Below are 22178 nucleotides of genomic sequence, written 5' to 3'. Positions count from 1 at the left end.
GTGGCCCCGTTCTTGTAGGGTGGAGAGAATGCGCCGCCCCTAGCGAAGCCGCTTGTGCGCCGCAACAAGACTTATGGCGAAACGCCTACCCCAGCGCATTGATGGTGAATGCGATCACCCCGATGTTGAACACAAACGCCGCGAAGGAATGCAGCGTGGCGATGCGGCGGATCGCGCGAGCGGTGATCTGCGTGTCCGAGGTCTGGAAGGTCATGCCCAGCGTGAAGCTGAAATAGGCGAAGTCCAGGTAGTCCGGCGTCTTCGTGCCGGGAAAGTCGATCCCTCCGGCATCTGCCCCATCGCGGCTGGAATAGTAGAGGTGGGCGTAATGCAGCGCGTAGACCGTGTTGGCGAAGAGCCAGGTCAGCAGCAGCGTGCCGACGAGCTTGACCATCGCCTCGTGGCTGCCCGCCGAAGCCTTTGGCAATTCGCCGGAAATCGCGGCAAGCACGACCATTGTCACGATCGTGGTGATGGCCAGCACCAGCACGCGGTTGGCATCGTTGGCGGCGGCTTGCTGGCGCATGTTGGCAACCGTCCCGCCCCGCAGCAGCGGCAGCAGCGAGAGCAGGAAGGCCGCTGCCGCAAGGTCGAAACCCATCGCTGCCGCATCGGCGAGGCCCGCGTCGGGCGAAAGGTGCAGGAAGCCGAAGAAGCCTCCTGTCAGCAGGACCAGGAACAGCACGAAGCGCGGCGGCGCCAGCCGGTTGCCCAGCGTTGCGCCGCCACCTTTCATGCGATCACTTCTTCTTTGCAGCTGCCGCGCCCGGACGCTGTGGCGTCAGCAGCAGGTCGAGCCCGGTCGGCGCCTTGCCCGGGGCCACCCGTTCGAGCCACGGATAACGCAGGCCATCCTTGTAATCGAGCTTGATGGTCTCGAACCGGCTGCCGCGCTTGACGAGCAGCTCAAGCAGGGCGCCCTTGTCACCCTTTGCCGCAGTGATCGCCTTCTTCATGTCATCGGCGCTGTAGGCCGTGCCATTGATTGCCATGATCTGCGTTCCGGTCACGATTCCGGCGTTGAAGGCCGGGCTGTCCCAGCGCGTGCCGGTGACCTTGCCGTCCTTGTCGAGCGAGATGCCGATCGAGTTGGCAAGGCTCAGGCTCTTTCCGAAGTCGAACGCCGCCTTCATGTAGGGGTTGGGCTCTTCCTTCCAGACCAGCTTGTAGCCGCCCTTCTCGATCCCGTTCAGCGGCGCGGGCTGGCCCGGCTGGTTGATGCGGGTGTCGATCAGCTTGGCCCAGTCATAGGGGTAGAGCGCGTTGAGCTTGGTCACGATCTCGTCCACCTCGAACGGGATCTGGCCGTAGTCGCCCGGATTCATGCCGAAAAACGCCTTGGCGAAGTCGTCGATCGACTTCTTGCCGCCGGTGCCTTCGCGCAGGATCTGGTCGATTTCGAGCCAGACCAGCGCGCCTTCGGTGTAGTAGTCCTCGTTGCGGGCGAGCGAGGAATAGGGCTTGGGCTTGCGCGAGGCGAAGACCGGATCGAAGCCCGTATCCTCGACCGAGCGCCACTCGCGCCCCGGCTGCTGGGTAAAGCCACCGGCCCATGCCGCCAGCATGCCCAGTACCATGTCCTTGCCCTGCATGCCCGAACGCGCGGCCAGCACCGCGCCCCAGAACTGGTCCTGACCCTCATAGGTCCACAGCAGGTCGCCCTGCATCGGCTGGCGATAGTCGGGCGTCCACAGGCGCGCCGGGCGGCGGAACTTGCCCGACCACGAGTGCGAGTATTCGTGTGGCAGGAGGTTGCGATCCCACTCCTGCTTGGCCCACTCGGTGAAGGCCTCGGGCTCGAGCTGGTTCTCGCTCGAGCGGTGATGCTCAAGGCCGATGCCGCCGATCTTGTCGGACAGGGCCAGGAGGAATTCGTAGTGATCGAAGTGGTTGGCCCCGAATGCCAGCCGCGCTTCCTGCACCAGCGCGCTGTGGGCGGCGATGTGCTCGGGCTTGGCTTCGAGCTGCTCGGCCTTGTCCGCCACGACGTTGAGCGTGACGTTCTGCCCCAAGTCCCACTTCCTGAAGTACTTGCCGGCGAAGATCGGCGAATCGACCAGCGTTTCGTAGTCGGTTTCGGCCCAGGTCACGCGGTTGCCGCTCATGCTCATGCCGTCGAGCGCCGTGGCGGGCGTCCAGCCTTGCGGCAGGGTGACGGTGGGCTTCACGCGGATGCGGCGGACGTAGTGGCCTGCGGGATAGAGGCTCATCTTCTCCCACTGCAGGTTGAGCATCTCGGGCGTCATCGTGATGCGGCCCTCGGAGCTCTGCAGCGGCGAGGTGTGGATCAGCTTGGCGACGACTTCCTTCGCGCCAGCGGGCAGCATGACATGGAAGGCATAGACCTCGACCCGGTCACGCTTCCACTCCACCGGCTTGCCATCGACGAAGAACTGCACGCCGACCAGCTCGGCCAAGGGACCGCGCGGGCCGTGGTTGCCGGGCAGCCACTGCGGATAGAGCAGGATCAGTTCCTTCGCGCCCGAGGCGACCGGGATAGTCTGCGTCACCTTGTAGTCGCCGCGCGCCACGTCGGTCGCGTCGATATCGAGCGTCATCGTGCCGGGATAGGCGACGTCCTGCGCGTCCGGAACGGTCTGCTGGATGGGCACGGCCATCGGTGCAGAGTTGGCCGCAAACGCCTGAGTTGACACGGAAAGGGCGAGGAGGAGCGGGGCGACCGCGAGCTTTGTCTTCATGGCGCATGTTCATGGCCCGAAGAAGTCGCATCCGCAACCAGTCTCGTTCGCCTTTTTGTGAGTGCTTTCCGTTTTCGCACTTTCGGGCTAATCGCGCGCCCATGAGCACGCAGACACCCCCAAAGACGCCGAGCGCTATCCGTGGCACCCAGGACATCTTCGGCCCCGATGCCGAGGCCTTTGCCTTCGTCGTCGAGACCTTCGAGCGCGTGCGCAAGCTCTACCGCTTCCGCCGCGTCGAAATGCCGGTGTTTGAAAAGACGGCGGTTTTCAGCCGCTCGCTGGGCGAGACGACCGACGTGGTCTCGAAGGAAATGTACTCGTTCGAGGATCGCGGCGGGGAATCGCTGACGCTGCGGCCCGAATTCACCGCCGGCATCGCGCGGGCCTTCATTACCGACGGCTGGCAGCAGTACGCGCCGCTGAAGGTTGCGACGCACGGCCCGCTGTTCCGCTATGAACGGCCGCAGAAGGGCCGCTACCGCCAGTTCCACCAGATCGACGCCGAGATCATCGGCGCGGGCGAGCCGCAGGCGGATGTGGAACTGCTTGTAATGGCTGATCAATTGCTCAAGGAACTGGGCATCGCCGAGGGGGTGACGTTGCAGCTCAATACGCTGGGCGATGCCGAAAGCCGCGAAGCATGGCGCGCCGCGCTCGTCGATTACTTCCGCGCGGTGAAGGGCGATCTGTCCGAGGATTCGCAGGACCGCCTCGAACGCAACCCCTTGCGCATCCTCGACAGCAAGGACCCGCGCGACAAGGTGTTCACGGCCGAGGCGCCGAAGATCGACGATTTCCTGAGCGAGGAGGCGCAGGACTTTTTCACCAAAGTGAAGAGCGGTTTGGAAGCCGCAGGGGTCAAGTACGAACGTTCAGAATCGCTTGTGCGTGGCCTCGACTACTACCGCCACACTGCCTTCGAATTCGTCACTGATCGGCTGGGTGCGCAGGGGACCGTGCTCGGCGGCGGGCGCTACGATGGGCTGATGGAAGCTCTCGGTGGTGCGGCGACCCCGGCGGTCGGCTGGGCGGCGGGGATCGAGCGGCTGGCGATGCTGGTGAGCGACTCGGAAGCATTTGGTGCAGATCACCCTTTGCTCACGGTCATACCTGATCGTGCCGAAGACGAGGTTCTTGCCAATAAGATCGCAGCGCTGCTGCGTCGTGCTGGGATCAACACCGATATTGCGTTCCGTGGTAACGCCAAGCGTCGCTTTGAGATCGCAAAAAAGAACGGCTCACGGGCGCGATTAGTTATCAGGCGATCTGCAGAGGAAGGAATCCCAGAACGGCTGGGGCACCACGTCGTTGTTAATCAGCCTGACTCTTTTCAAGCAGCTCCAATCGAATATCGAGACCTCATCTTCAAGGTGTTGGAAGAAAACTTCGAAATCGTCCGCATGGATCGTGCACTTGAAGGGTACTGGCTGGACGGCATTTTGCGCGAGCGTCGTTGAGTGAGCGTTTCCGAAGCCCGCCTCGCCCAGATCGCAAACCGCTTCGCTGAACTCGAAGCGCGGTTGGCATCGGGCACGCTGGAAGGCGCGGAGTTCATTGCGGCCAGCCGTGACTATGCCGAGCTGGAACCGGTCGCCCGCGTCGCCCGCGAGATTGCGGATATGCGCGCCGAACTCGTCGGCCTTGCCGCGCTTGATGATCCCGACATGCGCGAACTGGCCGACGAGGAACTGCGGCGGATCAATGCCGAGTTGCCCGAGGCCGAGCATCGGCTCGCCATCGCCATGCTGCCGCGCGATGCGGCGGACAGCCGCCCGGCCATGCTGGAAATTCGCGCTGGCACCGGCGGTGACGAGGCGGCGCTGTTCGCGGCGGACCTGTTCCGCATGTACGAACGCTATGCCGCCGAGCAGGGCTGGCGCGTGGAAGTGGTCTCGGTCAACGCCAACGATCTGGGCGGCTACAAGGAAGTCGTCGCCAACGTCACCGGCAGCGGCGTCTTCGCGAAGCTCAAGTTCGAAAGCGGCGTTCACCGCGTGCAGCGCGTGCCGGTGACCGAGAGCGGGGGGCGAATTCATACCTCTGCGGCCACTGTTGCCGTCCTGCCCGAGCCGGACGAAGTGGACGTGAGGATCGAGGACAAGGACCTCAAGATCGACGTCTACCGGGCCAGCGGCGCGGGCGGGCAGCACGTGAACACGACCGATTCCGCCGTGCGCATTACCCACTTGCCGACGGGCACCGTCGTCACCTGTCAGGACGGGCGCAGCCAGCACAAGAACAAGGACAAGGCGATGCAGGTCCTGCGCGCCCGCCTGTTCGAAGCGCAGCGCGATGCCGCGCAGGGCGAGGAGGCCGAAGCGCGCAAGGCGATGGTCGGGTCGGGCGACCGCTCCGAACGCATCCGTACCTACAACTTCCCCCAAGGCCGCGTGACCGACCATCGTATCAACCTGACCCTGCACCGCCTGCCCGAGATTCTTGAAGGGCCGGGCCTTGCCGAACTGATCGACGCGCTGATTGCCGAGGATCAGGCCAAGCGGCTGGCGGCGATGGATGCGTGACCTCTGCCAGTGAAAGTCGGCGAGGCCCTTCGCGCTGCGGCCGATCGGCTGTCGGCCACGTCTGACACGGCGCGGCTCGATGCCGAAGTGCTGATGGCGCACGCGCTTGGCTGTTCGCGCACGGACTTGCTGCTGCGGCTTATGGCCGCGCCAGTGCCCGATGGCTTCGCTGCACTGGTCGAGCGGCGGATGGGCCATGAACCGGTCGCCTACATCACCGGCAGTGCCGAGTTTTACGGACTCGAACTCGCCGTAAGCCCTGCCGTGCTGATCCCGCGCGGGGATACCGAGGCGCTGGTCGAGGCGGCGCGCGAGGCTTTTGCGGGCAAGGCGGCACCGGCACGCGTTCTCGATCTGGGGACGGGTTCCGGAGCGCTGCTGCTGGCGGCCTTGTCGCTCTGGCCGGAAGCCGAGGGCGTTGCTATCGAGCGATCGTCCGAGGCCTTGGCAGTCGCGAGGGCGAATGCACTGCGTCATGCGCCGACCGCACGGGTTCTGGAAGGTGACTGGACCCGGGCCGGTTGGGCGCAGGGATTGGGCACGTTCGATCTGGTGCTGTCCAATCCGCCCTATGTCGAGGCAGACGCGGAACTCGATGCCTCGGTGCGCGAGCATGAGCCTGCTTCTGCGCTGTTTTCGGGGCCGGAAGGCCTTGATGACTACCGCATTCTCGTGCCGCAATTGCCCGGCTTGCTGAGCGAGCGGGGCGTGGCAATCGTCGAAATCGGCTGGACGCAGGCGGATGCCGTTTCGGACATCGCGCGCGCTGCAGGTATGACGACGCGGGTTCATGTCGACCTTGCCGGGCGAAAAAGGGCGGTCGAAATGGCGCAGATTCCCAATATTCCTCTTGGCAAGGGACCTGCGGCTCACTAATTGTGTTTTCAGGCAGGGGACGGACGAAGGCTTCCCGTCCCGGCCAAATCCACCATTTGCAGGGAATATCGGCCAGATGGGCCGGGACGAGCGCAGATGCTGGGAACCCCGATTCGCACGACGCGAGCCGGTGGCGGAGGGTTGCGCGGCATTACGGGTTGCTCAAGCTTTACGAGAGGCCGCCCCATTTAAGGAAGTGCCTGAGTTGAATAACAATCGTGGTAACAACCGCCGTCGCGGTCGGGGCAACAACGGTCGTCCCCAGAACGGTGGTCAGCAGCTCAACCGGATCGACAGCCGTGCGCGGGGCAATGCCCCCCAGATGCTGGAGAAGTATCGCAAGCTCGCGCAGGACGCCCACCTGAATGGTGACCGCGTGCAGGCCGAATACTACCTCCAGTTCGCCGACCACTATTTCCGCGTGATCGCCGATACCCGTCTCCGCCAGGAAGAGCAGCGCGCCCGCCAGAACGGCGGCGAGCGCTGGCAGGATCAGGATTCGGAAGAAGGCACCGACGATTTCAGCGTCGAGGGTGATTTCCCGGCGTTCGACCGCCCGGTCTCGACGCGGCGTGAGCGTGAGGACCGCGAAGATCGCCAAGATCGTGGTGAGCGCCAGGAGCGCGGCGAGCGTCAGGAGCGTGGTGACCGCTATGAAGGTCGCCGTGATCGCGAAGACCGCCAGCGTGACGAGCGGCCCCGCGAGGATCGTCCCCGTGAGGAGCGCCAGCGCGAGGATCGGGCCGAGCGCGGTGAAGGCCGTCGTGATGGCAACCGCCGCTTTGATCGCAACCGCAATCGCGATGCAGAAGCCGAGGCTCCGGTTGCCGAGGCTCTGCCCGGCGAAGGCGTTCCGGCCATCGAGGGCGAGCCGATTGCCGATGCCAACGACAATCCGTTCGTGACCCGCGCTTCGCGTGGACTGCGTCCGCGCACCGAGCGTCGCCCGCGTGGAGCCAAGGTGGAGGCCGACGAGGCGCCCGCCACGCTCGATGCGTCGTTCCTGCCACCCTCGATCAGCGCCAAGGCTGATGCCGAGCCCGGCCCTGCCGTCGAGCCGGTGGCCGAGGAAGCTGCAGCGCCGGCGCCCAAGAAACGCGGACGTCCGCGCAAGACTCCGGTTGCCGAAGCGACCGAGGCCGCAGAAGGCTGAATTCCGGCGCTCTGGGGGAGGCTGCTTGCGGTCTCTCCCGGCGCACCCCATAGCAGGGAGGCATGACAGCCCCCCGCCATTCTTCCCGCCTTCCGTCCCGTGACAGCTTGCTGACGATTGCCGCCGGTGGCCTTGCCGCCTGCGGCTTTCAGCCTTTGGGCCTGTGGCCGCTGACGCTTGCGGCCTTCGCGTACCTGATCCACCGCCTGCATGTGGTGAAGGCCTGGCGGCAGGCGCTGCTTGCCGGATGGCTGTTCGGGGTAGGGCATTTCACCGTCGGCAACGGCTGGATCGCCACGGCATTCACCTATCAGGCGGAAATGCCGACATGGCTCGGCTGGATCGCGGTATTCCTTCTCGCGCTCTATCTCGCGGTATTTCCGGCACTGGCGACCTGGGGTGGCTGGTGGTTGGCCAATACCCGCCGGGCGATGCTGCTGCCCGCCTTTGCGGCGGCGTGGATCGTGGCCGAGTGGCTGCGCTCGTGGGTGTTCACCGGGTTTGCCTGGAACCCGCTGGGGATGGTCACGCTGGGCGGGTTTGACCGGCCGGGGCTGGCGCTGGCAGCGCAGTGGACCGGGACTTATGCGCTTTCGGGCCTGGTCGTGGTGCTGGCCGGGTGGTGGCTGTTCGCGCTGCGTGCCTGGCGGTGCGGGCAGAAATGGGCATCGGGCGCATATGCTCTGGGACCGGCCCTGCTGATGATCCTGCCGCTGCATGGCGAACGGCTGGAAGGCACTTTGCCGTTCACGCTGGTCCAGCCCGACGTGCGGCAGGACCTGCTCAACGATCCCGCCAATTTCGAGAACCAGTTCCAGAAGACGGCGCAGCTGTCGCTGGCCCGCAAGCCGGGCGAGAAGCGGCTGCTGCTCTGGCCCGAAAGCGGGGTGCCCGACTTCCTGCGCGAGGGCTATGCGCAGTTCTGGTACGACGAGACGACCTATGCCGGAGACCCGGTGCTGGCGCGCGAGCGGCTGGGACGCGTGACTGGAAGCGGCGGACTGCTGCTGACCGGGTCAACAGATCTGGCGGTTGAGGGGCGGAAGGTGACCGGCGCATGGAACGTCGTGACCGCGCTGGATTCGTCGGGCACGATCCGCGGTTCCTATGCCAAGGCGCATCTGGTTCCCTATGGCGAGTACCTGCCGATGCGATCGGTGCTCGAACCGCTGGGACTGTCCCGGCTGGTCGCGGGCAGTCTCGATTTCTTCGCAGGGCCCGGCCCGCGCACGCTCGATCTCGGCAGCTATGGCAAGGCGGGGGTGCAGATCTGCTACGAGATCATCTTCTCGGGCCAGGTCGTCGATCGGACGCACCGGCCGGATTACCTGTTCAACCCCTCGAACGATGGCTGGTTCGGTGCGTGGGGGCCGCCGCAGCACCTTGCCCAAGCGCGGATGCGCGCGATCGAGGAGGGGCTTCCGGTCCTGCGTGCGACCACCACCGGGATCAGCGCCGTGGTCGATGCCGATGGCGTCGTGCGCCAGTTGGTACCACAGCATCGGGCAGGGCGGATCGACGGCAAGGTGCCACCAGCGCACGCGCCGACCCTGTTCGCGCGCACCGGGAACATGCTCGCCCTTTTGTGGGCAGTAGTGCTTCTTTTTGTTGCGCTGGTTGCAAGTGCTACGCGGAAACGCTAAGCGGGAAGGGACATAAAGCTTTCTTTATATCGCTTGTCTCACAGCACAGGCCCTCTTGGCATAGGACTCCCGATGCGCACCGATTACCTGTTCACTTCCGAATCCGTTTCCGAAGGCCATCCGGACAAGGTTTCCGACCAGATCAGCGACGCCATTGTCGACCTGTTCCTCTCGAAGGACCCCGAAGCACGCATCGCCTGCGAAACGCTGACCACGACGCAGCTTGTCGTCCTTGCCGGCGAAATCCGTTGCAAGGGCGTCTACGAGAACGGTGAATGGGCGCCGGGCGCGCAGGACGAGATCGAGAAGACCGTGCGCGAGACGGTCAAGCGCATCGGCTATGCGCAGGACGGCTTCCACTGGGAGAAGTTCGAATTCATCAACCGCCTGCACGGCCAGTCGGCCCACATCGCGCAGGGCGTCGATGCCGGCGAGAACAAGGACGAAGGCGCGGGCGACCAGGGCATCATGTTCGGTTACGCCACCGACGAGACGCCGGGCCTGATGCCCGCCACGCTCTACTACAGCCACAAGATTCTCGAGCGCATGGCCGCCGACCGCCACTCCGGCGCGGCGCCGTTCCTCGAGCCGGACGCCAAGAGCCAGGTCACGCTGCGCTATGAAGGCTCGCTGCCGGTCGCTGCCACCGCGATCGTGGTGTCGACCCAGCACAAGGCCGGCTATGACGAGAACGATCCGGCCAAGCAGGCCGAACTCGAAGCCTACGTGAAGGGCGTGATCGCCGACGTGATCCCGCCGGTGCTGCTGCGCGAGACCGAATACTTCATCAACCCGACCGGCAGCTTCGAGATCGGCGGCCCGGATGGCGACGCTGGCCTGACCGGTCGCAAGATCATCGTCGACACCTACGGCGGCGCAGCTCCGCATGGCGGCGGCGCGTTCTCGGGCAAGGACCCGACGAAGGTTGACCGTTCGGCGGCCTATATCACCCGCTATCTTGCCAAGAACGTGGTTGCCGCAGGCCTCGCCACGCGCTGCACGATCCAGATCGCCTATGCCATCGGCGTGTCGAAGCCGCTGTCGCTCTATGTCGACACCCATGACACCGGCACCGTCGGCGACGACAAGATCGAACAGGCGATCCTCGGCATCGCCAAGCTCGGCGGTCTGACCCCGCGTTCGATCCGCACGCACCTCGGCCTCAACAAGCCGATCTACCAGCCGACTGCGGCCTATGGCCACTTCGGTCGCAAGGCGGAAGGCGACTTCTTCCCGTGGGAGCGCACCGACCTGGTCGACGATCTCAAGGCCGCACTGGCCTGAACTTTCGGAGACGGGGGAGCCGCTGACGGTTCCCCCGCCCAACCGAACATCCCCTTATCCGAACATGCCCTTCCTCGGCCCGAGATAGCCGAACAGGAAGGCGCCCACTTTCCGCATCTGGATCTCTTCTGCGCCCTCGGTGATGCGGTAGCGGCGATGGTGGCGGAAGATGTGCTCGAACGGCTTGTGACGCGAATAGCCGATGCCGCCGTGAACCTGCATGGCGCGGTCGGCGGCTTCGCAGACCAGCCGGTTCGCCCAGTAATTGCACATCGAGACCTTGTCCGACAGTTCGCGCTCGATGCGCTTGTGGCCACCTTCCTCGGCTTCGAGGCGGTCCATGTCCCAGGCGGTCTTGCGGATCAGCAGGCGCAGCATCTCGCACTGCGTGGCGAGTTCGACGAGCGGGAACTGGATCGCCTGGTTGCGCGCCAGTTCCTCGCCGAACGGCTTGCGTTCCCGCGCATAGCGCACCGATTCCTCGACGCAGAACGTCGCCGCGCCGAGCGATGAAGCCGCCTGCCGGATGCGGTTCTGGTGGACGAAGCTCTGCGCAATGGCGAGGCCGCCGCCGACCGGGCCGAGGATCGCGCTCTCGGGTACCCAGACGTTGGTGAACGACACGCGCGGGTGGTCGGTCGGCATGTTGAAGGTCCACAGGTATTCCTCGATGACGAGGCCCTCCGTGGGGTTGGGCACGAGGAAGCAGGTGATGCCGCGCGCGTCGCCATCCGCACCGCTGGTGCGGGCGAAGGTGGCGCAGTGGGTCGCCACATGCATGCCGGTGGTCCACATCTTCTCGCCATCGATGCGCCAGCCGGGCACGCCATCGCGCGTTTCCGGCACGGCGCGGGTTTCCATGTGTGTGGCGTCCGAGCCGTGGTTGGGCTCGGTCAGGCCGAATGCGGTGCGGCGGGTGCGGGCAAAGCCGCCGTTGATGAACTCGTCCTGCTGTTCGGGCGTGCCGAAATGCTCGAACATGTTCACGAACGGGAAGTTGCCGACGATCGAGTGTTCGTTCTGCAGATCGTTGTGCAGCCCCAGCCCCTTGGCGGCGAAGTGGTCGCGGATCACCGCCATCCACAGGTTCTTGCCATCCTTGCCGCCATACTTCTTGGGTGCGGAAAAGCGCCAGTGTCCGGCGGCGTCGGCGCGGCGGGTGGCTTCGACGAGCAGCGCCTCCCATTCGTGGCGCGGCAACCCGCCGTTGTCGAAATCGGTGCGCGCCCATTCACGGCGATGGTCGAAGAAGCGGATGTTGTCGTCCGCCTGTTCGAGCGGCTTGATCTCGGCTTCGATGAAGGCATCGAGTTCGGCGAGGTAGGCGACGAGGTCTTGGGGAAGGTCGAAGTCCATCAGGCTTGGCTCCAGAGAGCGCGGGCGGGGCCGAGCGCCGGGTACTTGGGCATGTCGGCGGAAAGGGTGGACAAGGTTCGGGCGCGCAGCGTGGCGAGGAGGCCCTCCGTCCGGAGCGACTGGCGTCCGGCAAGGATGTCCTCGGCAAGGGCCTTGTCCGCAGGGTCGGCGCGGCCGGCCAGCTCGCGTCGCACGATGCCCAAGGCGTTCTGGGCAACGGCAAGCTCCCAGCGCTCCCGCCCGGAGAGCTTGTCCTTGACCGTGGCGGCGAGCCATTCGGAAACTGCCGTCAGTATTTCAGCCGCCTCGGGCTCGCCCTTGCTTTCGCGGGCGGGCTGCGATGTCGATGGAACCGGGCGCTGCCGTTCCGCCTCGGGCGCTTCGTATTCCAGCAGGAGCAGCAGGTCGAGTTCCTGTTCGGCACAGCGCCGCGCAACGACAACCCGCTCGAGCGAGCGGTCTGTCCCGCTCCGCCACGATTGCCCCATCGACAGGCAGCCGAGCGCCCACCACACGGTGCGATAGACCAGCCAGAAGCGGAATCGGGCGGGGTCAAACGGTTCGCCGCCGGCGTCCTGGTATGCACGCGCCAGAGTATCGACGTCGGTCAGCCCGAAGCCTTGGCGGTCGAGCCTGCCGAATCGCCAGACGGTCATGCAGCCATAGGCAAGGTCTTCATGCCCATCACCGAGGTGCGCCAGTTCCCAGTCGAGCACGCCGGACAGGCGGCCCTCATGGACCATCAGGTTGCCGATGCGGAAATCGCCGTGGACGACAACCGGCGGAGCTGGGGGAGGGAGGTTGCTGCGCAGCCAGGCCAGGCCGAGCGCTATCGCCGGACGGTCTCCGCCTGCTTCCTCGAACTGGCGGGCAAGGCCCTCCACGCCCTGCGCCGGGTCAAGCTTCGGCAGGAAAGTCAGTTTGTCTGGTGCCAAGGCGTGGATACCAGCCATGGCCGTTGCCAGATCGGAAGCGAGTTGCGGGGGTGACGACAGCGCGACTTCGGGATCGGCCGTGCCCGGCAGGCAACCCATGACGAAGCCGATGCCGAGCCCGTCTGAAGGCACCAGTTCGGCGACGACTTCCGGCGCTCTTACCCCGGCGGCATGGGCCTGCCTGATCAGTTCCGCCTCGCCGTCCATGCCAAGCGGGCGTGCGGCGATCCATTCGGCCGAGGGTGCACGGCGCAGCACGAACCGGCCACCGCCACAGGCGAAAGCCCAGGATTCCATGTTGGCGCCGCCAGACAGCCGTTGCAGGTCCGAGATCCGGCCCACATGTCCCGCCCGCGCCATGACCGCTTCGAGCAGCCTTTCCATCGCCTCTCCATCGTCGGCTTCGTTGCCGATCGAATGGCACTATCCTTAACCGATCGATTAAAGTCCAGTGCGAATCGCTGGCGGAATTTGGTTCCCGGCACTTGCGCCCATCCGCGCAAGGCGTGCGCCGAGATGGTCCGAAAGGCACTTTGCCTGTGAATCGCAATGCGTTACTTTGTTAAAGACGGATAAACCGGGGTCGGGGTACAGCAAGGCATGAAGTTCCGCACCGCACGAATCATTGCCGCGTTGATGGTCGCGGCGCCCGCGCTGGTCGCCACCGTGCCTGCGGTGCAGAGCCGCGCCACGGTATCGCTGCAGGACCAGCGCGATCAGGCGATCCAGCAGCAGGTTGCCGCCATTGCCGCCGAAGGGCGCGGACGGATCGGCGTTGCCGCGATGGATCTCGACGGCGGCGGCCAGATCTTCGTGAATGCCGACATGCCGTTCCCGATGGCCAGCACTGCCAAGATCGCCGTGGCGGCGACGTTCCTCGATCTTGTCGAGAAGGGCTCGGCACGGCTCGACCAGCAGTTCCCGATGATGATGCCTGTGCGCGAAACCGGCGCGCGCAGCGCCGAGGCTCCGCTCCGTGCGGGCGAGATGATGACGGCGCAGAGCCTGATGGAGCTTTCCATCACGCGCAGCCACAACGAAGCAACCGACGGGCTGATCCGTGCGGTCGGCGGCTATGACAAGGTCAATCGCTGGCTGACGTCGCGCGGCATCACCGGCCAGCGGCTCGATCACACCATGGCCACGCTGGTGCGCGATGATGGCAGGGTCGATCCGGCTCGGGTTGTTGACGTGCGTACTTCAAGCACCCCGCGTGCCATGCTGGCACTGCTCTCGGCGATCGATCGCGGCAATGCCCTCAGCCCCGAAAGCCGCGCCGTGCTGCTCGACACGATGACGAGGACAAGCACGGGCAAGAACCGGATTCGTGCCGGCCTGCCCGAAGGCACGCTTGTCGCGCACAAGACCGGCACGCTGGCCGGCGTTACCGACGATGTCGGCATCGTCCGCCTGCCCGACGGGCGGCATCTGGCAGTGGTGTTCTTCGTGACCGGGCCGGAAGGCCACACGGCCCACGCCGGGCTGATCGCGCGGATGATGCGCACGATCTATGATGGCTACAGCACGCCGGCGGCCAAGAGCACGCAGGACCTCGTCCGTCGCCGCTGAGGCCTGATATTCCTTGAAGCAAGACAAAGGGCGGCAGTGCAGACTGCCGCCCTTTGTCTTGCGCCGTGGCACAGGCCCAAAGAGAAAGGGGCGCGGTCCGAAGACCACGCCCCTTCTATCTCATGTAACCTGCCCTTGCGGGCGCGGATTACATCGAAGCAGCTTCGCTCGCTTCAGCCGAAGCGTCAGCAGCCGGAGCCGAAGCGTCAGCAGCGACGTCGGTGGCAGCTTCGGTGGCAGCAGCTTCGGTGGCTTCAGCAGCCGGCTTTTCCGAGCAGCCAGCGAGAGCGAAGGCGGTGCCGGCGACAGCGGCGAGGATGAGCTTGCGCATGCGTTACAATCCCTGGATTGAAGTGACCAGCGCCGGGCAAGCAGCCCGCCGCAAAGCCTACTCAGTCGGTAGACTTCGCGACCCAATTAATCGGCAATTCATCGCGTTGCAAGCACAAGACGTATGCATTCTGTCGCGTTCTGCCACTCGTTTGGGCCGGATGGCCTTTTTTTTGCCCGATTTCCGTGCGTTGAGCCGACCTTGGCGTGCGCCAAAACGATTGTGACAGCGGGTCCTGCAACCCCATGACGGCGGCTCCCGGCCCTGCTAACACCCGCTGATGGACGAAAAGCAGCATCTCTATCTGGTCGATGGATCGGCCTATATCTTCCGCGCCTATCATCGCCTGCCGCCGCTCACGAATCCTGCGGGCACGCCCGTGGGCGCGGTCTATGGCTACACGACGATGCTGTGGAAGCTGGCCGAGGATCTGCACAAGGCTGACGGCCCGACGCACCTCGCGGTGATTCTGGACAAGGCCGGCACATCGTTCCGCAACGACCTCTACGATCAGTACAAGGCCAACCGTCCGCCGCCGCCAGAGGATCTGGTGCCGCAGTTTCCGCTGATTCGCGATGCGACGCGGGCGTTCAGCCTTGCCTGCATCGAGGAAGACGCGCTGGAAGCGGACGACCTGATCGCCTCCTACGCTCGCGCCGCCACGCTGCGGGGTTGGGACGTGACGATCGTCTCCTCCGACAAGGACCTGATGCAGCTCGTCGGCAAGTGCGCCACCGGTGGTGGCTGCATCGACATGCTCGATACGATGAAGAACCAGCGCATCGACATTCCCGAGGTGGTCGAGAAGTTCGGCGTGCCCCCGGAGAAGGTCGGCGACGTTCTCGCGCTTATGGGCGATTCGGTCGACAACGTGCCCGGCATCCGCGGCATCGGCCCCAAGACGGCGACCAAGCTGATCCAGGAATACGGCGATCTCGAATCGGCGCTCGCCGCTGCTCCCTCGATGAAGGCTGGCAAGCTGCGTGAGAGCCTGATCGAGCAGGCCGAGATGGCCCGCCTCTCGCGCGTGCTGGTGCAGCTCAAGGAGGATTGCCCGCTGCCCATCCCTATCGAGGACTTCGCGCTCGGGCAGATTCCGCGCGATCCGCTGGCTGCTTTTCTCGAAGAGCACGGTTTCACCAGCCTGCTGCGTCGCCTCGACGACGGCAAGGGCAGCCCGGGGCCGAAGACGCAGCTCAATCCCGCCAAGCCCGAGAACAAGGCGGCTCCGGCCGCGCCTGCGGGCAATCGCCAGTCGCTGCCGTCGTGGCCTGCGGTCGATCTCGGCGCCTATGCCTGCGTCCAGTCCATGGGCGAGTTGCAGCAATGGATCGCGCGGGCCTTCGAAGCGCGCGTGGTGGCGATCGATACCGAGACGAGCGCGCTCGATGCCATGCGCGCGGATCTGGTGGGGGTCAGCCTCGCCCTTGGCCCCAACGATGCCTGCTACATTCCGCTCGGCCATGGCGGGGCGGACATGTTCGCCGAAAAGCCGGTGCAGATTGACCGCGCCGAAGCGCTGGCCGCGTTGAAGCCGCTGCTGGAAAGCGATGCGGTGCTCAAGGTCGGCCAGAACATCAAGTACGACCTCAACATCCTCGCCCGCCACGGCGTCCATGTCGCGCCGATCGACGATACCATGGTGATGAGCTTCTGCCTCGATGCCGGACGCAGCGAGACGGGCCTTGCCGGGCACGGCATGGACGAACTGGCCGAGCGGCACCTGCTGCACACTACGATGAAGTTCAAGGACCTGTGCGGCACTGGCAAGAAGGCCATCTCCTTCGCCGAAGTGCCGCTGGCTGACGCCACGCGCTATGCGGCCGAGGACGCCGACGTCACATGGCGCCTCCATCGCCTGTTCCAGCCCCGTCTGGTCGACGAGGCGGGGATGCGGATCTACCAGAAGGTCGACCGCCCGCTGGTGCCGGTCGTGGCAATGATGGAGCGCAATGGCATCAAGGTAGACCGCGAGCGGCTCTCCGGCCTCTCCACCGAGTTCGCCGCGCAGATCGCCCGGCTCGAAGGCGTGATCTTCGAGAAGTGCGGGCAGAGCTTCACCATCGGCAGCCCCAAGCAGCTGGGCGAGATCCTGTTCGACAAGCTCGGTTACAAGGGCGGCAAGAAGGGCAAGACCGGGCAGTACTCGACCGATCAGTCGGTGCTGGAAGGGCTGGCCGCACAAGGGGCGGAAGTGGCGACACTGGTGCTGGAATGGCGTCAGCTGTCCAAGCTCAAGTCGACCTACACCGATGCCTTGCAGGCGGCGATCAATCCCGAGACCGGGCGCGTCCACACCAGCTACAGCCTCGTCGGCGCGCAGACCGGACGCCTGTCCTCGAACGAGCCAAACCTCCAGAACATCCCGATCCGCACCGAGATCGGCCGCCAGATCCGCGATGCCTTCGTGGCCGAGCCGGGCAACGTGCTGCTGGCGGCGGACTACAGCCAGATCGAACTGCGCCTTGCCGCGCATATGGCCGACGTTCCGGCGCTGAAGGAAGCCTTCGCTGCTGGCGAGGACATCCACGCACGCACCGCGATGGAGATGTTCGGCACGGTCGATCGTGACACGCGCGGGCGCGCCAAGACGATCAACTTCGCCATCCTCTACGGCATCAGCCGCTGGGGTCTTGGCGGGCGTCTCGGCGTCAGCGCAGACGAGGCGCAGGCGATGATCGATCGCTACTTCGAGCGCTTCCCCGGTATCCAGCGCTACATCCACGAAACCCTGGAGAGCGTGCGCGAGTGCGGCTATTCGCAGACCCTGTTCGGCCGCAAGACATGGTTCCCGCGCATCGGCTCGAAGAACCAGGCCGAGCGCCAGGGCAGCGAACGCGCCGCGATCAACGCCCCGATTCAGGGCACCAGCGCCGACATCATCAAGCGCGCCATGGCCCGCATGATGCCCGGTCTGGCCGAAGCAGGCTTGCCCAACGTGAAGATGCTGCTGCAGGTCCACGACGAACTCGTGTTCGAGCTTCCGGAAGGCGATGTGGAAAAGGCCCGGCCAGTGATCGAGCGCGTGATGGCGACGGCGGCGGAGCCTGCGGTGAAGCTCAGCGTGCCGCTTGGCGTGGAGATCGGTACCGGCCTGTCATGGGGCGCGGCGCACTGACCTTCAGTTCAGCGCCGCGTATCTTGCCAGATCTGCGGTGCCGAGCGTCAGGACCTGATCGTTCGGCACCGAGTTGGTCAGCGCGTAGAACGCCGAGGCCTTGTCGGGGCCGAGGCCCATTTCGCGATAGTAGTCGAGATAGGCGCGGTTGACCGGGTCTGACGCGGCGAAATCGTCGGGTTCATGGCCCTCGTCGTCGATCCACGAGTGGACGACGAATTCGGCGTCTGGCGCCGCACTGCGGCTCGCCCCGGCGAGAAACAGTTCGACTGCGCCCGAGCGGACCGAGCCGTGCTCCGGCACCAGCGTGGCGAGGCCCGCCGCGCGTATCAGCCGACCGAGGCGAAGGTTGGCATGGTCGTCGACCGTGCCGGGGCAGTCGGGCATCTCGAGCACATGGATGCCGGGGAAGGCGCGGAGCATCTTCTGGAAGTCCGCAGGCGAGTAGCTGTCAGTTTCCGCCACAAGCGCGGCGCGGCTGCCGTCGAGCACTTCGAACGGACCGAAGCTGGCAACGCCCTTGACCGCGGCGCGGGGCAGGCCGGCGATGCGTTCGGATCCCGGCTCCTCGACTTCGACGACCGTCGTTTCGGTCCAGGTGACGCCGTTCTCCACCCACGTCCGCGTCGTCACTTCGCGCGCCAGCACCGGCTGGCAGGCGAGCATGGCGCAGATCGCGGGAAGGAGGGCGCGGCGGAGCATGGTGCACCTTCTCCGCGCGCACGACTTGCCGAATTGCCAAGGGACGCGGTTAAGATCGCTTCACCATGTTGGGGGAATGCCTCGGAAATGGCCGCATCCCGCCGCCGCACTGTCGTTCGCCCTGCTAGGCTACGTAGCATTGCGGATGGAGTGCAGGATCGATGGTCGCGCTGGTCTCGACAGTGGCCTATCTCGGACTGGAGGCGCGTGGCGTCGAGGTGCAGTGCCAGGTGGCGCCGGGCATGCCCGCGTTCCGGCTGGTCGGCCTGCCGGACAAGGCCGTGGGCGAAAGCCGGGAGCGGGTTTCGTCGGCGCTGTCCGCGCTCGGCCTGGCGCTTCCGCCCAAGCGGATCACGGTGAACCTCTCGCCTGCCGATCTGCCCAAGGAAGGCTCGCACTACGATCTGCCGATCGCGCTCGCGCTGTTGGCGGCGATGGGCGTGGTCGATCTCGAACAGATCGCCGATTATGTGGCGGTGGGCGAACTCGCGCTCGACGGGCGCGTGCTGCCCTCTCCGGGCGTGCTGCTTGCCGCGCTCCATGCCAGTGGCGAGGACAAGGGCCTGATCTGCCCCGCCGCGCAGGGGCCGGAGGCGCGCTGGGCCAGCGGGATCGACGTGATCGCCGCGCCGGACCTGATCGGCCTGCTCAATCACCTCAAGGGGCAGCACCGCCTGCCTCAACCGTCGCAGGGCGTGGCAGAGCCGCCGCGCCGCATGCCTGACCTCAAGCAGGTCAAAGGCCAGGAAACCGCCAAGCGCGCGCTGGAGATTGCCGCGGCTGGTGGACACAACCTGCTGATGAGAGGAACGCAAGGACCCCTAGCGGAACTTGCTGATATTGAAGGGGAGTTGCTTGCGGCGCTTTGGGCGCGCTATCCTCGCGGTCCATGACGCTTGGGGGGCAGATGAACGAAGACGTGATGGAGAGCCGCGCTAAACTGCTGTTGGGGACGGTCTCAGCACATGCTGGCCTTTTTGCTGCCGTTGTTCCCGCGTTAGTTGGTGTGGACTATCTCGCGGGCCTCTCGTTTTACAGGGGGCATCTCAGGGCCTTTAATTTAAGGGGCGCTATCACGCCTGACCTGTATAGTGTGCTGGCCGTCGGGCCCTTGGGTTTGGCCATTGTGGGCTGCACCTACGCAATCGTTTACTCGATTTCTCGGTTCCTACGACCGCTTGCTACCGTCCTTCCTCAAAGTTGGTTGGCGGGGGTAAAAGGTCAAATCGTTGTAGGGTCAGGCACTCGCGCAGGGCGCACGATTTGGCTGTTCTACGGTGCAACGCTCGTCCTCTATTCTCTCTACGTCCTGCCGGGCTTTTATGCCGGGGTGGTTGCTAGTATCGAGCGGCGAGAGGTCTGCGAGGCGGAGTGCTCCGAGTTGCTAACCGTCAAGGGGCGATTTCGCGGTGAGATCGTGGAGGCAGACAGCGAACGGGCGGCACTCCTTACCTCGTCAGACGAAGTAGTGCTCTTGAAGTGGGACGACGTGTTGCACATCAAGAAAGTGCGGATCGAAAAAAAGCAGGCCAACGCGCAAACGCGCCCGAACCAAGCAATGCCCGCATCAACGCTCCCCGTCCGGGGGACCAGCAAGCCGGTAGACGGTAGAGCGAGCAATCCCTAGCCGCTTGGCGACCGATGCGGGCCCTTCGCCAGCCGCAAGGGCGGCGCGTATGGCCTTGGCGTCAACCGTCGCGGGACGGCCCTTGTAGACGCCCTTGGCCTTTGCAGCCTCTATGCCGTCGCGTTGGCGCTCGGCGCGTATGTCGGTCTCGAACTCGGCGATTACTGCCAAGAGCCCCAAGAGGAGCTTGCCGGTAGACGTTGCGGTATCAATTCCGCCTTGCTGTAGGACCCGAAAGTCAGCGCCTTTGGAATGCACCTGGGCGATGATGTTGTGAAGGTCCCCGGCGGACCGCGCCAACCGATCTAGTCGGGTAATGACCAGCGTGTCACCTTCCCTGATCCAATCGAGGGCGTCGGCTAGGGCAGGGCGCCCGGCGCGGCCCTTCCCGCTTTTCTTCTCGGCGAAGATTTTGGTGCATCCGGCATCCCGGAGCGCGGTCTCTTGAACCTCTAGCGACTGTCCGACGCTAGAGACGCGGGCATATCCGACAAGTGCCATGTCCTGTCCTCCTTTGACGGGAAGGGGCCTTGCGGCCCCGTCCCTTGTCAGTCCGCAAGGCCAAGCAAGCGGTCTAGCGAGGTGCGAATACGGAGCGCTGTGGCAGCCTCCGGGGAGCCGTCTGCCTCCACGTTGAACCGGGGAGCGATATGGGGCGCGCCAACGGTCGAGCGGATGGCGTCGCGGATGCGAAGGGCGGTAGCGGTCTCGGTGGTCATGGTAGCATCTCCTATCCTGCTAGACCGTCCGATTTGGGTCTAGACCCTTTCTAATTGCCTGTCCGATAAATCGCTGTCAACCCTAATCGGACACTTTCCCTCAAGTGGCCGGACGTCCGCCATGGGTATACCTTCTTGGACAGGGACAAGGGCCCGCCGTGCGGTCCCCCTAGGAGGCGCAAAGGACAGCACGGCGGGAAAGTTTGCGGGCGGGGCTCACCCTCCCCGGCAAAGAGCACGGGTTACCGGTCTAGGGAGCCGCCCGCCCGCCCTTCCCGTAGCGCTGTCCGGCGCGCGGCGGGGAAAGAGGGACCGGCCACCCCCTACGGGGGAGCGGCCAAGAGTGAGGCGCGAATATGGGCGTTCGGAATTTCGCGCCAAAATCAATCGTAGGTCTGACCCCGGAAGGTCCATTGCGTCGCCTTGGCGGCCCGCTCGGGATCGCCGGCCGGCTCGACCGGTTCGGGCTCCTCGGGCTCGGGATCGTCAGGAACGAACTGGAACTCGTCCAGCGTATCAACGTAGGTTTCAGCCAAGGTTCCGTTGGGGAGCCTCTCGGTCACCTTGCTACGCTGATCCTCGGGAATGTCCGCCCAAGGATCGAAGTCAGGCGCGCGGTCCTTTGTGATAGCCCACGGCGAAGGGCTTACGCCCCTCGCCTTCTTACGGGCAACCCGGCTCGCGATGCGGGCAAGCCGGTCGGTCACTTGTTGGTCTTGGTCCTACGGATGCCCGCAGCCATGGCGGCAATCCGCTCCTCGGTCTCAGCAGCCGCGGCGCGGCGCTTAGCCTCGGCCATGATGTAGGCTTCGCGGTGTCGCTCCTGAACCTTCCGCACGGACTCCTCTAGCTTCCGCCGGAGGCGGATTTGCCCGCCTTCGCCCATGAGCAAAGCGCGCTCCCGCTGCACCTGGGTCAGCAAGTGAGAGAGGGCGACCATCTGATCCTCGCTCGTGCTGGATATGCCCTCGCCGGTGTCGCGGTCATAGCCCTTGATCTCGGTCATACGCTCGAGGAGCCGCGCCTCCTCTTTCTCGAGCGCAATCGCTTTCTGGTGCTGATCGAAAATCGCTTGCTGGTAGGGCGTGGCCGATGGCCCCGGCCCTTGCAGGACGCGGGCCCCAAGAACCTTGTTACGGGTCTCTTCCGGTAGACCAGTGAAGTCGGTCGGCTTGCCGTCCTGCTCCCCGTTCGGGCGCCAATACTCGGGCCCGGCGGTTCGGAGCAATTCGGTGCGGATGCTCTCGGCAGAGGGCATACCGGGGATGCTGTCTAAGTCGTTGATGTCGTCCATGTGAGTTTCCGTGTTCAAGATGGCTTGTGGCTTGAGCCCATGTCTTTCCGCCGCCCCGGCAGCCACAACCGGAGCGGCGGTCCCTCACAGGACGGCCCCTCACCCACTTTTGAGGGCAAGGAGCGGGGGAACATGGGAATTGGGTAGTCAGGGGGCGTGGCCGCCCCAATTTGCGCTCTACGGTCGCAAAAGTGGCCTTCTGGCACTCCTAGGCGGCCTTGGCAGCCTTCGACCGGGGTCGGACAGCGTGAAGAGGGCAGTTAGCGGACGCACAGTCCTCCACTTGCTCGCGCCAATGGCCGCAGCCTCGGCAGTCTGGATCGTAGAGGCAAGATTTGCACTTCGCG

Annotated in this window: 19 protein-coding genes and 1 pseudogene; 10 read left to right on the top strand and 10 right to left on the bottom strand. The window is 65.2% G+C overall.

From position 1 onward, the window contains the following. Window positions 1–85 precede the first annotated feature (85 nt). Both I2488_RS09685 and I2488_RS09680 read right to left on the bottom strand, forming a co-directional pair. Window positions 86–736, bottom strand: coding sequence for a DUF1345 domain-containing protein (locus I2488_RS09685; RefSeq protein WP_196275589.1), 651 nt, complete (start codon window positions 734–736; stop codon window positions 86–88). Between the two features lie 4 nt (window positions 737–740). Further along, window positions 741–2699 carry a M61 family metallopeptidase gene (locus tag I2488_RS09680; protein ID WP_196275588.1) on the bottom strand — a complete coding sequence of 653 codons (1959 nt, stop codon included), beginning with the start codon at window positions 2697–2699 and terminating at the stop codon, window positions 741–743. Between the two features lie 101 nt (window positions 2700–2800). Between I2488_RS09680 and hisS the strand changes: the two genes are divergently transcribed. The 6 genes from hisS (at window position 2801) to metK (ending at window position 10180) form a co-directional block, all read left to right on the top strand. Beyond that, window positions 2801–4159, top strand: coding sequence for a histidine--tRNA ligase (hisS, locus tag I2488_RS09675; protein WP_196275587.1), 1359 nt, complete (start codon window positions 2801–2803; stop codon window positions 4157–4159). Next, window positions 4160–5224 (top strand): peptide chain release factor 1, encoded by a 1065-nt coding sequence (gene prfA / locus I2488_RS09670; protein ID WP_196275586.1) that lies wholly within the window; start codon window positions 4160–4162, stop codon window positions 5222–5224. It begins immediately after the preceding gene. 9 nt (window positions 5225–5233) lie between these two features. Then, window positions 5234–6100: a peptide chain release factor N(5)-glutamine methyltransferase gene (prmC, locus tag I2488_RS09665; protein WP_196275585.1), complete on the top strand. Its 867-nt coding sequence runs from the start codon at window positions 5234–5236 to the stop codon at window positions 6098–6100. A gap of 196 nt (window positions 6101–6296) precedes the next feature. Beyond that, on the top strand, window positions 6297–7253 hold the full coding sequence (locus I2488_RS09660) for a DUF4167 domain-containing protein (protein WP_343071026.1): 957 nt from the start codon (window positions 6297–6299) through the stop codon (window positions 7251–7253). A 62-nt stretch (window positions 7254–7315) separates the two neighbouring features. After that, the gene (lnt, locus tag I2488_RS09655; protein WP_196275584.1) at window positions 7316–8896 is read left to right on the top strand and encodes an apolipoprotein N-acyltransferase; all 1581 of its coding nucleotides are present in this window, start codon (window positions 7316–7318) and stop codon (window positions 8894–8896) included. Window positions 8897–8968: 72 nt separating this feature from the next. Beyond that, complete coding sequence (gene metK / locus I2488_RS09650; RefSeq protein WP_196275583.1) at window positions 8969–10180, top strand: methionine adenosyltransferase; 1212 nt, start codon at window positions 8969–8971, stop codon at window positions 10178–10180. A 54-nt stretch (window positions 10181–10234) separates the two neighbouring features. Here the strand turns inward: metK and I2488_RS09645 are convergent, their stop codons facing one another. Next, window positions 10235–11536, bottom strand: coding sequence for an acyl-CoA dehydrogenase family protein (locus I2488_RS09645; RefSeq protein WP_196275582.1), 1302 nt, complete (start codon window positions 11534–11536; stop codon window positions 10235–10237). Continuing rightward, on the bottom strand, window positions 11536–12855 hold the full coding sequence (locus tag I2488_RS09640) for a phosphotransferase (RefSeq protein ID WP_196275581.1): 1320 nt from the start codon (window positions 12853–12855) through the stop codon (window positions 11536–11538). Before I2488_RS09640 ends, I2488_RS09645 begins: the two co-directional genes overlap by 1 nt. A 216-nt stretch (window positions 12856–13071) precedes the next feature. Between I2488_RS09640 and I2488_RS09635 the strand changes: the two genes are divergently transcribed. Next, window positions 13072–14040, top strand: coding sequence for a serine hydrolase (locus tag I2488_RS09635; RefSeq protein ID WP_196275580.1), 969 nt, complete (start codon window positions 13072–13074; stop codon window positions 14038–14040). A 148-nt stretch (window positions 14041–14188) separates the two neighbouring features. Here the strand turns inward: I2488_RS09635 and I2488_RS09630 are convergent, their stop codons facing one another. After that, complete coding sequence (locus tag I2488_RS09630; protein ID WP_196275579.1) at window positions 14189–14371, bottom strand: hypothetical protein; 183 nt, start codon at window positions 14369–14371, stop codon at window positions 14189–14191. 280 nt (window positions 14372–14651) lie between these two features. On the opposite strand from I2488_RS09630, the gene polA reads away from it, so the two are divergent. Continuing rightward, the gene (gene polA / locus I2488_RS09625) at window positions 14652–17489 is read left to right on the top strand and encodes a DNA polymerase I (RefSeq protein WP_196275578.1); all 2838 of its coding nucleotides are present in this window, start codon (window positions 14652–14654) and stop codon (window positions 17487–17489) included. 3 nt (window positions 17490–17492) lie between these two features. On the opposite strand, the gene I2488_RS09620 is transcribed toward polA, so the two are convergent. Beyond that, on the bottom strand, window positions 17493–18191 hold the full coding sequence (locus I2488_RS09620; RefSeq protein ID WP_196275577.1) for a hypothetical protein: 699 nt from the start codon (window positions 18189–18191) through the stop codon (window positions 17493–17495). Window positions 18192–18352: 161 nt separating this feature from the next. Here I2488_RS09620 and I2488_RS09615 point away from each other — a divergent pair. Both I2488_RS09615 and I2488_RS09610 read left to right on the top strand, forming a co-directional pair. Continuing rightward, window positions 18353–19009: pseudogene (locus tag I2488_RS09615) on the top strand (magnesium chelatase domain-containing protein); the annotation flags it as partial. Between the two features lie 89 nt (window positions 19010–19098). Further along, a complete protein-coding gene (locus I2488_RS09610) occupies window positions 19099–19818 on the top strand; it encodes a hypothetical protein (protein ID WP_196275576.1) in 720 nt (239 codons plus the stop codon). On the opposite strand, the gene I2488_RS09605 is transcribed toward I2488_RS09610, so the two are convergent. The 4 genes from I2488_RS09605 to I2488_RS09590 form a co-directional block, all read right to left on the bottom strand. Beyond that, complete coding sequence (locus I2488_RS09605) at window positions 19759–20319, bottom strand: recombinase family protein (RefSeq protein WP_196275575.1); 561 nt, start codon at window positions 20317–20319, stop codon at window positions 19759–19761. The two genes, I2488_RS09610 and I2488_RS09605, sit on opposite strands and share 60 nt — an antisense overlap. 47 nt (window positions 20320–20366) lie before the next feature. Further along, window positions 20367–20537, bottom strand: coding sequence for a hypothetical protein (locus I2488_RS09600; protein ID WP_196275574.1), 171 nt, complete (start codon window positions 20535–20537; stop codon window positions 20367–20369). Window positions 20538–20920: 383 nt separating this feature from the next. Continuing rightward, window positions 20921–21100, bottom strand: coding sequence for a hypothetical protein (locus I2488_RS09595; protein WP_196275573.1), 180 nt, complete (start codon window positions 21098–21100; stop codon window positions 20921–20923). Window positions 21101–21240: 140 nt separating this feature from the next. Then, the gene (locus I2488_RS09590) at window positions 21241–21831 is read right to left on the bottom strand and encodes a hypothetical protein (protein ID WP_196275572.1); all 591 of its coding nucleotides are present in this window, start codon (window positions 21829–21831) and stop codon (window positions 21241–21243) included. Window positions 21832–22178: the final 347 nt, after the last annotated feature.

Origin of the sequence: Novosphingobium jiangmenense (genome assembly GCF_015694345.1) — a bacterium.
In the GTDB taxonomy this organism is placed as follows: Bacteria; Pseudomonadota; Alphaproteobacteria; order Sphingomonadales; family Sphingomonadaceae; genus Novosphingobium; species Novosphingobium jiangmenense.
The sequence above is the reverse complement of the archived record's forward strand: the minus strand, read 5'-3'. Positions and strand labels throughout refer to the sequence as shown.

Bases quoted from the DNA above. Each gene is read 5' to 3' on its own strand.
- I2488_RS09685 (WP_196275589.1), bottom strand. From the start codon at position 736: ATGAAAGGTGGCGGCGCAACGCTGGGCAACCGGCTGGCGCCGCCGCGC.
- I2488_RS09680 (WP_196275588.1), bottom strand. From the start codon at position 2,699: ATGAAGACAAAGCTCGCGGTCGCCCCGCTCCTCCTCGCCCTTTCCGTG.
- hisS (WP_196275587.1), top strand. From the start codon at position 2,801: ATGAGCACGCAGACACCCCCAAAGACGCCGAGCGCTATCCGTGGCACC.
- lnt (WP_196275584.1), top strand. From the start codon at position 7,316: ATGACAGCCCCCCGCCATTCTTCCCGCCTTCCGTCCCGTGACAGCTTG.
- metK (WP_196275583.1), top strand. From the start codon at position 8,969: ATGCGCACCGATTACCTGTTCACTTCCGAATCCGTTTCCGAAGGCCAT.
- I2488_RS09645 (WP_196275582.1), bottom strand. From the start codon at position 11,536: ATGGACTTCGACCTTCCCCAAGACCTCGTCGCCTACCTCGCCGAACTC.
- I2488_RS09640 (WP_196275581.1), bottom strand. From the start codon at position 12,855: ATGGAAAGGCTGCTCGAAGCGGTCATGGCGCGGGCGGGACATGTGGGC.
- I2488_RS09635 (WP_196275580.1), top strand. From the start codon at position 13,072: ATGAAGTTCCGCACCGCACGAATCATTGCCGCGTTGATGGTCGCGGCG.
- I2488_RS09630 (WP_196275579.1), bottom strand. From the start codon at position 14,371: ATGCGCAAGCTCATCCTCGCCGCTGTCGCCGGCACCGCCTTCGCTCTC.
- polA (WP_196275578.1), top strand. From the start codon at position 14,652: ATGGACGAAAAGCAGCATCTCTATCTGGTCGATGGATCGGCCTATATC.
- I2488_RS09620 (WP_196275577.1), bottom strand. From the start codon at position 18,191: ATGCTCCGCCGCGCCCTCCTTCCCGCGATCTGCGCCATGCTCGCCTGC.
- I2488_RS09610 (WP_196275576.1), top strand. From the start codon at position 19,099: ATGAACGAAGACGTGATGGAGAGCCGCGCTAAACTGCTGTTGGGGACG.
- I2488_RS09605 (WP_196275575.1), bottom strand. From the start codon at position 20,319: ATGGCACTTGTCGGATATGCCCGCGTCTCTAGCGTCGGACAGTCGCTA.
- I2488_RS09600 (WP_196275574.1), bottom strand. From the start codon at position 20,537: ATGACCACCGAGACCGCTACCGCCCTTCGCATCCGCGACGCCATCCGC.
- I2488_RS09590 (WP_196275572.1), bottom strand. From the start codon at position 21,831: ATGGACGACATCAACGACTTAGACAGCATCCCCGGTATGCCCTCTGCC.